At 45.9% G+C, this 14,150-nt stretch carries 14 protein-coding genes and 1 tRNA gene; 4 read left to right on the forward strand and 11 right to left on the reverse strand.

Annotated elements, in window-relative coordinates; all coding sequences use genetic code 11:
* Window positions 1–2 precede the first annotated feature (2 nt).
* Window positions 3–1,226, reverse strand: coding sequence for a hypothetical protein (locus ICL80_RS00240; RefSeq protein ID WP_194214147.1), 1,224 nt, complete (start codon window positions 1,224–1,226; stop codon window positions 3–5).
* A 29-nt stretch (window positions 1,227–1,255) separates the two neighbouring features.
* Window positions 1,256–2,581, reverse strand: a complete 1,326-nt coding sequence (aroA, locus tag ICL80_RS00245; protein WP_194214148.1) for a 3-phosphoshikimate 1-carboxyvinyltransferase — start codon at window positions 2,579–2,581, stop codon at window positions 1,256–1,258.
* A gap of 120 nt (window positions 2,582–2,701) precedes the next feature.
* Between aroA and ICL80_RS00250 the strand changes: the two genes are divergently transcribed.
* The 3 genes from ICL80_RS00250 (at window position 2,702) to ICL80_RS18245 (ending at window position 3,597) form a co-directional block, all read left to right on the forward strand.
* Window positions 2,702–3,019, forward strand: coding sequence for a TIGR02300 family protein (locus ICL80_RS00250; RefSeq protein WP_194214149.1), 318 nt, complete (start codon window positions 2,702–2,704; stop codon window positions 3,017–3,019).
* Window positions 3,020–3,132: 113 nt separating this feature from the next.
* Window positions 3,133–3,208: transfer RNA gene (locus ICL80_RS00255), tRNA-Ala, on the forward strand.
* 125 nt (window positions 3,209–3,333) lie between these two features.
* Window positions 3,334–3,597 (forward strand): helix-turn-helix domain-containing protein, encoded by a 264-nt coding sequence (locus ICL80_RS18245; protein WP_380082819.1) that lies wholly within the window; start codon window positions 3,334–3,336, stop codon window positions 3,595–3,597.
* Here ICL80_RS18245 and ICL80_RS00265 read toward each other — a convergent pair.
* The 9 genes from ICL80_RS00265 to ICL80_RS00305 all read right to left on the reverse strand — a co-directional run bounded on the left by ICL80_RS00265 (window position 3,538) and on the right by ICL80_RS00305 (window position 12,910).
* Window positions 3,538–4,137, reverse strand: a complete 600-nt coding sequence (locus ICL80_RS00265; RefSeq protein WP_194214151.1) for a VOC family protein — start codon at window positions 4,135–4,137, stop codon at window positions 3,538–3,540. The genes ICL80_RS18245 and ICL80_RS00265 overlap by 60 nt on opposite strands.
* Window positions 4,138–4,152: 15 nt before the next feature.
* Entirely contained in the window at window positions 4,153–6,480 is a 2,328-nt protein-coding gene (locus ICL80_RS00270; protein ID WP_194214152.1) for a TonB-dependent receptor, read from the reverse strand.
* 330 nt (window positions 6,481–6,810) lie between these two features.
* The gene (locus ICL80_RS00275; protein WP_194214153.1) at window positions 6,811–7,470 is read right to left on the reverse strand and encodes a GntR family transcriptional regulator; all 660 of its coding nucleotides are present in this window, start codon (window positions 7,468–7,470) and stop codon (window positions 6,811–6,813) included.
* A 75-nt stretch (window positions 7,471–7,545) separates the two neighbouring features.
* Window positions 7,546–9,228 carry a dihydroxy-acid dehydratase gene (gene ilvD / locus ICL80_RS00280; protein ID WP_194214154.1) on the reverse strand — a complete coding sequence of 561 codons (1,683 nt, stop codon included), beginning with the start codon at window positions 9,226–9,228 and terminating at the stop codon, window positions 7,546–7,548.
* Between the two features lie 25 nt (window positions 9,229–9,253).
* Complete coding sequence (locus ICL80_RS00285) at window positions 9,254–10,132, reverse strand: NAD(P)-dependent oxidoreductase (RefSeq protein WP_265588796.1); 879 nt, start codon at window positions 10,130–10,132, stop codon at window positions 9,254–9,256.
* A 43-nt stretch (window positions 10,133–10,175) separates the two neighbouring features.
* Complete coding sequence (locus ICL80_RS00290) at window positions 10,176–10,787, reverse strand: NADPH-dependent FMN reductase (RefSeq protein ID WP_194214156.1); 612 nt, start codon at window positions 10,785–10,787, stop codon at window positions 10,176–10,178.
* A gap of 35 nt (window positions 10,788–10,822) precedes the next feature.
* Window positions 10,823–11,263 carry a nuclear transport factor 2 family protein gene (locus ICL80_RS00295; RefSeq protein ID WP_194214157.1) on the reverse strand — a complete coding sequence of 147 codons (441 nt, stop codon included), beginning with the start codon at window positions 11,261–11,263 and terminating at the stop codon, window positions 10,823–10,825.
* 130 nt (window positions 11,264–11,393) lie between these two features.
* Window positions 11,394–12,155, reverse strand: a complete 762-nt coding sequence (locus ICL80_RS00300) for a TIM barrel protein (RefSeq protein ID WP_194214158.1) — start codon at window positions 12,153–12,155, stop codon at window positions 11,394–11,396.
* A 53-nt stretch (window positions 12,156–12,208) separates the two neighbouring features.
* Window positions 12,209–12,910, reverse strand: a complete 702-nt coding sequence (locus tag ICL80_RS00305) for a TetR/AcrR family transcriptional regulator (RefSeq protein ID WP_194214159.1) — start codon at window positions 12,908–12,910, stop codon at window positions 12,209–12,211.
* A gap of 238 nt (window positions 12,911–13,148) precedes the next feature.
* Between ICL80_RS00305 and ICL80_RS00310 the strand changes: the two genes are divergently transcribed.
* The gene (locus ICL80_RS00310) at window positions 13,149–14,039 is read left to right on the forward strand and encodes a fumarylacetoacetate hydrolase family protein (protein WP_194214160.1); all 891 of its coding nucleotides are present in this window, start codon (window positions 13,149–13,151) and stop codon (window positions 14,037–14,039) included.
* The last annotated feature ends 111 nt before the right edge of the window (window positions 14,040–14,150 follow it).

The raw sequence follows: 14,150 nt of genomic DNA on the forward strand, positions 1-14,150 counted from the left end.
TGTCATATACGGCAAAGCTCGGCACCAATATGCGAAAATGCAGACACCCAGCCAACTGTTTTTTCTAGATCCACGGCATCAGGCCATACATCCTGTGGATGATGAAACAAGCCATTGGTGGCTAGTAGCGAAATATAGTGGCCCTTGCCATCATAAATATTTCTGGCCTCGCCCCATGGCCTCCTCGTGCCATCAACTTCTATATCGGCTGTTAGGTTGCTAGCCTTCAGCCTGTTTTTCAATACGGCTTCCGCCTGGTCGTCTGAATATTGAACAATAACCTTACTATCATACTTGGCCGCAAAATTCGCACCAAGATGCACCCACATAAAAGCCCCTTTAATCAGGTCTTGGTGGCTAGAGAGATAATGATCCAGCCCTAAATGAGCCAGTTCATGGCCAGTATTTGCTGTAAAAATTACATCTCTGTCTGGCCCCACCTCTTTAATAGCCCGCATCATTTCAAGCCAGCATGCAATGCCACCACCACGCTCAGAAGCACACTGCCACCACCCGCTTCTTGGTGTCATAATCACCAGAGGGTCCAAGCCAGCTATTTTACCTTTGATAGTAGCCCCTATATTTCTAGCAATTGCATCAACATACCTGCACTGTGCCACCACTGTGCCAGTGTCACCTTTTTCCACTGCTTGCCTGACCCGCCCCCAGTGTTGATAAGCAATTTGTATAACTGGCGGCCCAAAGGGGTTGCTGTAATCTTCTGCGTTCACAGTGGCCACACCGTCAGTTGGCCATTTTTCATCTGTCACCGCCACTATGGCTTTATGCTTGCCGGATACTCTGGCCGCATGCAGCACATCAGACCCAAAAGGGGATATCATCACCACGCCAATATCAGCGTCACTCCCCAGCATCCCTATAGAGCCGGTGATACCTTTTTCATCTGTATAGCCACAGTCATAGAGGGGTACCCCTTGCATATCCTGCCCTGCGATCCGAACCAAAGCAGACTTTACCTCAACACGCTTAAAGGGAAATGCTGTTTCAGCAGGTTCTACACCAAGCTCACTGATCCTTGCCTTCAGCCAATCAGCACTCACGCCGTCAGTTTCTGTACCGGTGCGGTGAATACCCTGTTCAGAATACTCCTGAATGATATCTGACACCCGCTGGCGTAGCGATGTTTCCCCGATAGAAAGCGCAGAAAGCATAGGGTTGAAAGAAACACCTATAAACGTTCCAATAACTCGCCGTCGTGTAAACATAACCCCCGCCTTCCTAAGTACATATATTTTTATTCCAGCACATCCAAACCAGCCCCCAAACCAGTCATCAACCTTACAAAAGCTGGAAAACTGGTTTGAATGGGTGATGCATCATCCACCATAACAGCTTTATTGGCCATTTGGCCAAGAATTGCAAAACTCATCGCAATCCGGTGATCGAGGTGCGTTTGTACAGTCCCGCCACCCGGTATAAAACCACCACAACCTTCAATATCTATACCATCGTCAAGCTCGGTAACCTTAATGCCGTTCGCACGCAGACCCGCTGCCATAACGGCAAGACGGTCTGATTCTTTTACCCTTAATTCTTCAAGTCCTGTAAACCGGCTAACACCGCTCGCCACAGCCGCCGCACAGAACAACACAGGAAACTCATCAATCATGGTTGAAGGGTCAACCTCAAGGTTTACAACACCCTTCAAGGGCGCAGCTATCACCTGCACATCGGCCACCGGCTCGCCCCCCAGTTCACGTTCATTATGGATGCTGATACTGGCTCCCATGGCTTTCAGTGCTTCAATAATCCCTGTACGAAGCGGGTTGAGCCCAACATTTTCAAGGGTAACATCAGACCCGGGAATAATGGAGGCCGCCACCAACAGGAACGCCGCTGACGAAATATCCCCCGGCACTTCAAGATTAACAGGGCAAAGCTCTGGCTGACCAACAAGGCGGATAACCCGTATACCATCTTCATCCTGCACAGTAATGTCGGCCCCCATGGACTTTAACATCCGCTCTGTATGGTCACGGGTTGCAACTTTTTCCCTGACCGTCGTTATGCCCGGCGTGTTAAGGCCCGCTAGCAATACCGCCGATTTGACCTGTGCACTGGCCATCGGTGTTGTATAATCAAGGGGCACGGGCATATCGGTACCTGTCACAGTAAGGGGTAAAAACTTATCATCCCTTGCCTTGAACACAGCACCCACTTCAGAGAGCGGATCGATCACCCGGCCCATAGGGCGCGACCTGAGACTTGCATCTCCCGTCATTGTAACCGTAATAGCATGGCTTGCGATCAGTCCCATAAGAAGCCGGGTAGATGTGCCAGAGTTCCCCATGTCAATAATATCGTCTGGGCTCATCAGGCCACCAACTCCAACACCGTTTACCACCCACTCGCCGTCATCAACCCGGTTCAAGGTTGCTCCCATCGCACGCATAGCATGGGCTGTTGCCAAAACATCTTCCCCTTCGAGCAAGCCAGTGATTCGGCTTTCCCCCACAGCAAGGGCTGATAACATCAATGACCTATGCGACACAGATTTGTCGCCAGGCACCTTAACAGTGCCGATTAAAGGGTTTTTAGGCAGAGAAACAAGGCTTGGCATTACGAACTTTCCATATTAAGCACCCATCTATTCAGTAAATCTTTGACAGGCGCGCGTGATCATGGCAATTGATGCGCCAATTCTTAGCTGTAAAGCGCGTCAAATATCAAGGAGAGAGACGTGGCGAAACCCGAATGGGGCACAAAACGCACTTGCCCGAAATGCGGTGAAAGATTTTATGATCTGGGTAATGCTGACCCAATTGTTTGCATCGCATGCGAAACAGAGTTCAAGCCTGAACCTATTCTGAAGACCAAACAACCTATTGTTTTATCTGATGAAAAGGAAGAAAAAGCAGACGAAACAGACACTGACAACGACGATGATGATGATCTCGATATCGATGATGAATCTATCGGCGATGTCAGCCTTGATGATGATGACGATGATGAAGTCTCAACTATTGTTGACACATCTTTAGCGTCAGATGATTCGTAAGAAATTGTCTTAATTTATAAAGCCGGGCGGTTTTGCCGCCCGATTTTTACTCGTGGCACGACTTTTTACTTGCACACCCAAAGCACGAATTTTATAGTCCGCGCCATTCTTAAGGGGCCGTAGCTCAGCTGGGAGAGCGCTACACTGGCAGTGTAGAGGTCGACGGTTCGATCCCGTTCGGCTCCACCAATTTCCTTTTAAAATTCGATTACTTACAAAAATTGAGATCGATTCTCTACAAAAGGGACCAAATAGGGACCCCTGTTCTAATTGCAGGCCTGAGCTTATAATGAGAAATTACTTCTCTATCTCATTTGGCATGTAAAGCAGTAAAGCTGGCGTTGGCCAACGCTTTACCCAGAGAGGCGGTTGCCGAAAAGCTTGGTATTGGCAAGTCGACGCTCAGCAAATGGAGCAACCAATACCGCCAATCGAGCAAACCCTGCTGCAAACTTTCCTCTTACAATTCCCACCGGAGCACGCTGCGTTTAATGGAACCCGACCCATCTTATAATATTTTATGGGCGGTGCATATCCCATGGCCCCATACCCTCAGGCAATGGCGGCCTGTGGACTAACTCCTCCAGCGACACCCCCGCCATATATCGGGCACACATTTCATCTGGATCAAAAATAATACCCATGAAATTTTCTTCGTATTTTCCTGATGCAAAAAAAGCGTCTACTTCAACCGGTGTCGGGAAAACATCATATTGAAGCTCCACCTTATTCTGATCAGGGTCCCTAAAATACATGGAAATTGTTGGCCCATGATTAATACACCAAAAAGGGACAATACCCGCTTCTTTTAAACGTAAATATGTAGCCAACAAATCTCCAAGGGTATTGTAGGCAAAGGAAACATGTTCCATGCCCGCATTAGAAGGTGCCTGCCCCCCCAGGTCAGGCACATTAATTATTCCAATACGGTGATGTTCGTCGTCATACGTCATGAAACAGAGCTGCTCATTTTCATATGCTGGATGAGCATTTAATACTTTGGCCCACCATTCACGGCTTTCATTATAGCATGGTGTTCTGATGACAACATGCGCCAGCTTTGAAGGCTTGAGAGTTTCAGCATAACTGCTATCCAGTGATCTTTTCACATCATCCATTGAAATTTTTCCTTTTTAACCACCAAAGGTCTTTTTAACGGTGAAACCAAAGGTTCTTGGGTCCGCAACAAGCCCTACACGGGTAATAAATTTATTGAGGTCCGGAACTGGGCCGCCACCGCGATAATAGACTTCATCCGTCAGATTTTTTACCCAAAAGCTGAATGTCAAATCTTCTTTTGGTTGCCAATCAAGACGTGCATTGACCACCTGATATGAACTACCACGGTATGTGTTTTCATTTGTGACCGTGCTACCCTTGGCAATAAAATCGGCACCAAGTGTCACAGAGCCACCCGACAAGTCCCATGAATAATCAGCACCCATAAAGAAAGAATACTTTGGTGTATCGTCAAGGCGGTCTCCCGATTTATCTACAATCACAAAAGGAGGGCCACCAATGACAGTTGGATCAAATTCTTCTTTTGTCCAATCAACAAACTCTGCCTCAAGAAGAGAAAGCCCGCCTCGCAAAGTCAACCCTTCGATTGGCCTTGCCAAAAAGTCCATTTCAATACCACGAATGCGCGCATTTGCAGCATTACTTGTAATAACAAGGCCCTCTGCCGTTACGCCTGCGACCTGTAAGTTATTAAAATCAACCTGAAAAACGTTGGCATTTATCTGCAACCTATTACTCAGGAGCATTGTCTTAAAACCAACTTCATAGTTATCGGCAATTTCAGGATCAAATGGTGTTAAGCCTGCAGGGTTATCGATTTGTCCATTAAAGCCACCACTTTTAAACCCACGAGAGAAAGTTGCATAAACATTTGTATCGTCAGAAAAATCATACTGCAGTGTTGCTTTTGGCGTAAATTCTGACCACCGTTTACTATTAGCCGCAGTAAAGGCTCCATCCGGAAGGAAAAGTGAAAAGTCGTCTTCACCAGCAATTTCCGCTTCAGATGACACATCAACACTAAACTCTTTTTTCTCGATGGTATAACGCCCACCAAGAGTTAGGCTTAATGCATCTGTAAGGTCATAGGTTGCCTCACCAAATATAGCGAAGCTATTAGTAGTAATATCTTGCAAGAAATACGCTGTACTATTTTGCCAATCAGGAGACCCCGGCCCAATAAGACCATCATCAGGATTATCTGAATCCCCCACCGCACTGGACGGGATCCTTGCATTCAAATAAATTTGATGGTTCCTCTGCCCCGTTTCACGGAAAAAATACAGGCCACCCGTGAAATGAAACTTTCCATCAAGCGACAAGGCTCCATCATCAGCCGACACAAACCGAAGTTCCTGACTAAAGGAACTAGAATCTTGATCGCCGCCTTGCGTTAAAGCACGCTGTGCAGTCCGGTCAGCATCTTCGATATTGTAACTTTCTTCAGAACGGTACCCTGTAATTGATGTCAAGCTACCAGAGCTCAGTTCATAATCGATACGGAAAGAACCACCCCATTGACGGACGCCTTGCTCACCAAATGTATCAACTCTGGTAGACCGTATATCGTCTTCTTGTGTCGGGAAGTCATCAACAACCAGAAAATCCTTAAAGATATACTGTGCACCTGGTTCATCAGCGATAACACTTTTCAAAACCCCATCTTGGTTTGCATCAGAAAAGTCCACCACAGCTGATAGAGTTAATGTATCAGATGGTGTTGCTTTCAGTGTTGCGCGAAGCCCTTCGGAAACAACGTTGTTGCCAGTTCGCCCATCAACGAGGTTTGTATAAGAACCATCTTTTGATTTACTAAAGCCTGAAACACCAAAGTAGAGTTTATCCTCAGCAATCGGACCACTGGCAGACGCCATCACCTGCTGATAATCTTGGTTGCCAAAATCAAGTTGTACCGATGCTTGGGGGTTATTAGATGGCTGGCGCGTGATGATATTAATAACACCACCAACTGCATTTTTCCCATACAGCGTGCCTTGAGGACCCCTCAATACTTCGACGCGCTCAACATCATACATAGCAGCGTTTGCCGCACCTTGGCGCGGGATATAGACATCATTTATATAGACAGCCACACCAGAGTCAGATGAAATATCTTCATTCGCCCGGCCAATACCACGTATCATGTAGATTTCTGTATTCACCTGTTCCGAAAAAATCTGAAGACTGGGCGTAAACTCTGCCAAGTCCTGCACTTCAGTTAGGCCACGCTTTTCTACAAATTTACCATCAAAAGCAGAAACTGACATAGCAATATCAGAAAGTGATTCAGACCGGCGCGTGGCAGTAACCATTATTTCTTCAATTTGAAAAACCTTGTCATCAGGCGATACTTCTTGTGCCGAAATATTTGGCGCTGTCGACAAAGCTAGCAATGACGATGTGGCCGCTAAAACGGCGAACCGTCTTTTATTGTATAGCATTTTTCTCTCCCATTATTCCCTTCCCCCTGTGGTGCTCCCTCGAATTTCCTCATCAAATATAACGTTTCTGAGGAAAGGCTTATCTCAAGAATCAACAACAATTTACATATTACATATTGTATACAAAAATACAATATGTAATATTACAAACTTGGGAAAAGCATAAAAATGCGAAACCGAAGCTACACAACCCGACTTTCCACAATGATTTTTTCTTTATGAGAGATAGATATTTTCTGGGAGCTTACGTGAAGAAACGCCACACCAATAAATGCAGAAAGCTCACTATTTTTTATCTTTCAAGAACCCATCAGAATCGATGGATATGCTTTATTCGACCGTCAACCTGGAACGCAGATTATCTTCTACTGTTTTCAAATGCTTGCTGAAAGATTGAGAAGCTTTTTCCTTATCACGCTTTTTAAGCCCAGCGATTGTTTCATCATGCTCATCTATCGATTCTTTTAGTGAGTGCTCAAGGAGCCCATTCAGGTTTTGAATACGAATAATCTGACGCGAAATAACAAGATGGGTGTCTGCTAAAGGAACATTCCCGCTGATCTCTACAATTTTACGGTGCACTTCATTATTGGCATGAAAAAAAGCTTGGCTATCCTCTTTATAAGCATATTGCTTCATTTGGTCGTTAAGTGCTTCAACTTCTGCAATTTCAGCATTGCTTGCATTATCGCAGGCCAACTCTATAGCGAGCGTTTCCAACACTCTAAGAATATTATAATAGCTAATAGCAAGCTCTAAAGTAGGGGTCGTAACAACAGCACCGCGATTAGCCGTAAGCTCAATCAACCCCTCTGAGGCCAAAGACTGAAATGCTTCTCGAAGAGGTGAGCGAGATACACCGTATCGCTCTGTGAGAATTCTTTCCTGCAAGCGTACACCCGGCTTCCAAACTGCTTCTATAATTTCATTACGTAGCCTTGTACAAACTTCACTCGGCAAAGTGGATCTTGGAATAAGGGTTGTCGACATAAAACCATGCACACACAAAAGGTTGCTTGAAAGATTTATATGACCTTATACAAATTGTCGACAAAGTGCAATTAATCAATGCGTCACAGCACCTAGACGGGCAGAACCTACAAGTTTTGCATACTTCTTTAAGGTTGGGGATAACCTTTCCTCTTGCGTTGTCTGCCCTGCCTTTCTTGTCTCAAGTTCCTCGGCAGGTACTAAAACATCAAGGGTACGGGCAACAGCATCAATATTAATGATATCCCCATCCTTCAAAAGACCAATCGCTCCCTTTGCGACAGCTTCCGGGCCAACATGACCAATACACATTCCACGGGTTGCGCCAGAAAAGCGTCCATCTGTGATAAGGGCAACTTTTTCACCCATTCCCTGCCCATATATCAAGGCTGTCACACCTAGCATTTCACGCATACCCGGCCCGCCTTTTGGCCCCTCATTTCGTATGATCAGTACGTCACCAGCCTGATACTGCCGGGCGCGCACAGCTTCTACAGCGTCTTCTTCACTCTCAAATACCCGCGCAGGCCCCTGATGCTTTAAATGCTTTAATCCAGCCACCTTCAAAAGTGCACCTTCGGGCGCCAATGTTCCGCTCAAAACAATAACCCCACCCGTCGGGGCAATAGGGTTATCAGATCTGCGCACCACTTCTCCATCAGGCGCCTGTGCAGCATCAGCAATCTCACCAATTGTACGCCCATCAACCGTGGGGCAGTTTTCATTGAGGGCACCCGCCTCCAACATAGCTTTTAAAACAGATGGCACGCCACCAACTTCATACAAATCTTTCGCCCAATAACGCCCACCCGGCTTCAAGTCTGCCAGTAAAGGCGTGCGGTCAAATATTTTCGCGATGTCATCAAGCGTAAATTCAACCCCGGCTTCATATGCAATTGCAGGCAAGTGTAGTGCAGCATTGGTCGACCCCCCTGTGGCGGCAACTGCTGCTGCCGCATTTTCAAGGCTTTCTCGTGTAACCAACGCTCTTGGCAGGGGACCACCCTCATAAATAAGTTGAGCAAGTCTTTTACCAGCATCTCTAGCACGCTCCAGCCGAACAGATGCAACAGCAGGTATCATGGCCGTATTGGGTAACGCCAGACCCATTGCTTCCGCTGCCATAGCCATCGTATTTGCTGTAAATTGACCCGCACAAGACCCGACAGTTGGCACACCAACTTGCTCCAAACTGCTTAGGTCTTCTTGTGTCATGTCACCAGCATAAACACTGCCTACACCTTCATAAACATCAACAATACCAATATCTTTTCCACGCCACCGCCCCGGCAAGGCGGCTCCGCCGTACATAAAGATTGAAGGGCGGTTTACACGCAACATACCCATCATGATGCCGGGCAAGGTTTTATCACACGCCGCAAAACCAATCAGGCCATCATAAGCATGTGCTGACGCAACTGCCTCGATTGAGTCTGCAATCAACTCCCTAGACACCAAACTATAACGCATCCCTTTATGATTCATTGACATGCTGTCGGCAACAGTGATGGTTGAAAACTCAAAAGGTGTAACACCTCCGGCAACCAGCCCCTTGACCGCAGCAGCCACTTGCGGCGCCAGAGACATTGAACAGGGTGTCACTGTCCCACCAGTAGAAATAACACCTGCAAAAGGCTGTTCTATTTCCGTATTACCGTGCCCCATTGCCCTTAAAAACGCACGGTGTGGTGCGCGGTCCACACCCTCAGTAATTATATTGGAAGGTAAAGGTTGCCCCTTGGTGTCTCTTTTTGTCATGCAGAAAATCCAACGTCTTTTGTGACTATATATAAAGTTTCATAAGGGCCGATAGATCAGCGGGCCCCAGCCCGTTAACTGACGCTTTCTCATAAAGCGCTTTTACAGCTACCAATAAAGGAAAGGCTATATCCTGATCCTTCAACGCCTGTTCGATGGTGTTGACATCTTTTCGCATAATATCAATGGCGCCAAGAATTGGTTCATGTTGCTGACACGCCATCCGGGGTCCAAAAATCTGTAAAGGAACAGAATCAGCAAAACCACCGGCAAAAGCATCAGGCAGGCTATCCACATTCACACCTTGCGCCCGACCAAGGGCCATGGCTTCTGCTATAGCAAGCATGTTAGTTGAAACAATAAGCTGATTACACAGCTTAGCCGCCTGACCAGCACCGACAGCGCCCATGTATGTTACTTTTTGCGATAGATGAGACAACACAGGTCGAGCCGCATTAATGTGTTCTGCTTCCCCACCCGCCATAATGACAAGCGTGCCTGATACAGCACCCTTCACACCCCCGGACACTGGCGCATCAACCCAATTAACATGTCTTTCAGTCAACAGTTGACCCGCTATGGCTCTCGTCGTATGCGGACTGATCGACGAGAAGTCGATAATAGTCTGCCCAGCATACAAGCTTCCATAGAGGCCACCATTACCAAAGATCACCTCTTCCACAGCGTCGCCATTCGTCAAACAAAGCATAATATACTCGGCACCTTGAATGGCCAAGTAAGGCTCTATGGCAACCTCGGCGCCCACATCCTTTAAAGGTTGCGCTTTTTCAGCCGACCTGTTCCAGACAGTCAGCTTATACCCCGCTTTACAAAGACGTGCTGCCATGGGTTGCCCCATTAGCCCCATTCCTAAAAAAGCAATGCCGTACCCCCCACTATTCAATAGCCTTCTCCCTGCCTTATAAAAGCTCCTCTAAGAAAGACCCTTAAAGAACAGACATGGAGTCAAAAAAACGCGACCAAGAGACACCTGCATTTTGGCCCATCTTATTATCCACCGCTTCCTTAATGTTGTTTAACTGCACTTTCAGGAGCTTTTCTGTGATGGCGTTGCCTACATGAACTTCGCCTTCAGTATTACGTGTAAAACATTCATGTGCGAATTGAACACATAACTCAGGGGCCGGTATAACAAAATTTCCCAGATCACGAAGTATCCGTGCCAAATCAGCCATACCCCGAAAGCCGCCACGACCTTGCGTCACTACACTAACAGCAACAATACGCCCGACAAGGCTTGCCTTATTTAAAGGGTGCGTAGCCCAATCAAGAGCATTTTTCAAAACCCCCGGTATTGAATGATTAAACTCAGGCATTGCCCAATAGAGTGCGTCTGCACTTTCTATTTGCTCCCTAAAAAGTCTTACAGCTTCCGGAGGCGTTTCAGTATCCAAGTCTTCGCTATAATGGGGCATATCCCCAATAGACACAGAAGCCTCAAACTCCCAACCATCAGGGGCATAACGCGGCAGAGTCTCAATTAGCATTTTATTATAAGATTCTCGGCGCAAAGATCCACATATCGTAAGAATTTTCATGACAAAACCACTTTATATTTCAATAAAAAAACTGCTCACGCAGCCATCGCTATCTGGCCCCGTGCCAAAACGTTCAACCGACGGTCAGCAAACAACCATTCCCCTTCCGTTAAACGCATAATATCTTCCGCAACACCAACCATAATGTTCATTTTTTCAAGCGGTGCAGGAGCCACACCCGAATATGTTGTCACATGCGACACAACCTTTGCCTCAGCATCACCAAGGAATGTTACAGCAAGATTTGACCATGAATGCCGCGTCACCAACTTTTCGTGAGCACGACCAGCGAGTAATTTGTCTTTGATGCCTTGCCGCCCTACAGCTTTAAACATTGGCGTTGTAATAGCAGCTTCCGCTTCAAAAAGAAGAACGGCAGCGTCAAAATCTTCTGCGTCTATCAACCGACAAAATTCCGTTAGCACATTAGCAATACGCATTTGCTCTTGCGCGTTCCGTAAAGAATGCTCAGACACACCCGCCTCCTTTATCTTATTCCAAATGCCCGATAACAACGAGCAGTCCATATCGTATTTTGTATACAATATATAATATTTATTTAATAATCAATAAAATAAATGGAAAATGTGCCAGCACCACGGACGACTATGTTTTAGCTTTAAGCCCATAGGGCACCGCCCAACCCAAGCCGCCAATGGTATTTTGGTACGGCATATATTCACAGCCAATATAAGAATTATATCCTACAGAAAACAGCCATTCCAATTTAGAGAGCGTATCTGGCGATCCCCTATCCGGCTCGTTTCGAGCAGGAACACCCGCTATTTGTATGTGCTGTATGTACGGTAAGATGGAAGAAACAAAAACAGCATCCCAATCACCTCCCTTTGCTGCATGATACAAATCCAACTGCAAACCAACATTTTCTTCGTCAATATCCCGCAGCAACTTATAGGCCTGCCTGAGGGTTTTCAAAACATAGTGGGGGCGATCTACACCATTGAGCGGTTCAATCATCAGCATAATTTCGTGCGGCCTAAAAAACTGTGCGGCCCATTTCATATTGTGCACCCAAACCTCATAGGTTTTCTTATCTATTACCCCCTCATATTCGCCGCTGAGAACATGAATTTTTTTGCAGCCCACCATGCCTGCAAACGCTGCGGCATCTTCGATAGACTTTTGAAACAGAAATTGCTTTTCCGGCTCAAGCGCAAAGCCAAATCCAGCAACTGAATCTATAACCACATTGGCATTAAAAAGCACAAGTGTGCAGCCACTACCCTTAAGAACGGCCGCTACATCCACGCCTGAAAAATCACCATGAAACTGAAGTTCAACATTCCGAAATCCGGCTTTTGCGCAAGCATTAAACCGGTCCCAAAATGCATATTCTGTAAACATCATAGAAATGTTTGCAGCTAATTTATTCCGCAAATCCAACCTTGATCGCACGTACATCAACCCCGTATTTCAAGGCCGGAAAACAACGTATCTATCACTAGGTTTGCGTGGGAATCCCGCGCTTCTTTGCTATATGTATCTACGCCGTATGTAGAGAGCATACGATTGCGACTAGAGATAAAATGATAACATGCCCCCATAATGACCTGCGCAACATGATAAGAAGGAGCCTCCTTTTTTATAAAACCTTCTCTTTGCGCCGCATCAACAAGACCCAAGAATAAATCGTAAAGAGGACTAAGGTAATTCTTGGATAACCATGTGAATCTCGGGCCTGTCATCTCACTTTCTCGCAAAATCAAAGTAAATACTTCAGGGCGCTCTGCTACAAGTGTGATATAACGCCGAATAAAAAACTTAAGCCTAGCCAGCGAGTCAGCTTCAGAAAGTTGAGCAATAATTTCTTCAAAATCACTGATCATCGTCCCAATACCATGATCAATAGCAGCACGCCAAATTTCCTCTTTGTCCTTAAAGTAGTAGTGGATAAGAGGTGGCGTCACCTTATGCAGCCTGGCAATTTTTGCAATGGACGCGCCATCAAACCCATATACACTAAAGGTCTTTAAAGCAGCATTCAGAATATTACGGCGCGTAAAAGCATCGTCTACATTAAGCACCCCTTTAGGCCGCCCCCTTCCACGCCTAGACGCTGTAATTGGCTTCGAATGTCTAGGAATTTCACTTTCATCGGCCATACTTGCCATCAATCCTTTCGTGGAAAAGTTCATCAATTACACTCATCATCATTAAACATATTATTGATTTTAACATAAGCTTTTTTCGAACCCAGAGAGAGGCTTACACAAAAGACAGGAAATCAAAACCTCTTGCGCCTTCAATTTTATTTATGTATTAGTAAATTATATTTATTTTATAGTAAATATTTAAACTACTATTTGTAGACCAGAAAGTGGGAAATACGGGGTATTTAAAATGAAAGTGGCGCGCTACAGTATCAATGATGAAACAAAAATCGGAATCATTCACGGAGAGACCATTATCGAACTAGATAACTGGCCCTCCCTACAAACAGACAATCGGCTTGGTGTTATGTCTGTTTTACAAGCAGATCCGAGCATCATAGAAGCAATCAAGGCTTCAATAGCATCCCTGCCCAGCGTAAAGATGTCTGACGTTACACTTCTTGCTCCCATACCCAAGCCTGAAAAATTTCTAGGTCTTGGCTTTGCATTTAAATCCCATATTAAGGAAGTTCTTAATAAATTTCCGGACATCAAACTTCCGCAACACCAAGTCTGGTTCAATAAGCAGGTTAGCTGCATTACTGGCCCGCACGCGCCTATATATATGCCACCGGTATCAGACCAACTTGATTACGAAGTAGAGCTGGCTGTGGTTATTGGTAAAAAATGTCGCTACGTAAAAGCAGAAAATGTCACTGATGTTATCGCCGGTTATATGATTTGCAATGATGCCAGTATTCGTGATTGGCAACTACGGGCTCCTACAGCAATGATAGGAAAATCCTTTGATACGCATGGCCCGACGGGCCCTTGGGTGACTTCAGCCAACAGCTTTCCTCTCGACCATGACTTCAATTTACGGACATGGGTTAATGGTGAACTGCGACAAGACGGGCACACAAGTGATTGGGCCTATTCTCTTGGGCAAATGATCGAGGAATTGACTACAGCTTTCACGCTTGAACCTGGTGATATTCTGGCAACTGGTACACCATGCGGTGTAGGAGCCGCGTGCACTCCAGCAAAGTACCTCAAGATCGGCGATGTTGTTCGCATGGAAATCGCCGGTTTAGGTAGCATAGAAAACACAGTCGTAGCTGAACCAGTTTATACTTATTAGCAAACTATTTGAATAGTGAACGGCAGGCCTAATGGAAAATACTTCCCCCATTCTGAAACGCCGAGGTCTATTCAATGGAACCTGAGGCACTTAAACCTCAGGTTCCCCTTC

It is taken from the genome of Kordiimonas pumila (assembly GCF_015240255.1).
In the GTDB taxonomy this organism is placed as follows: Bacteria; Pseudomonadota; Alphaproteobacteria; order Sphingomonadales; family Kordiimonadaceae; genus Kordiimonas; species Kordiimonas pumila.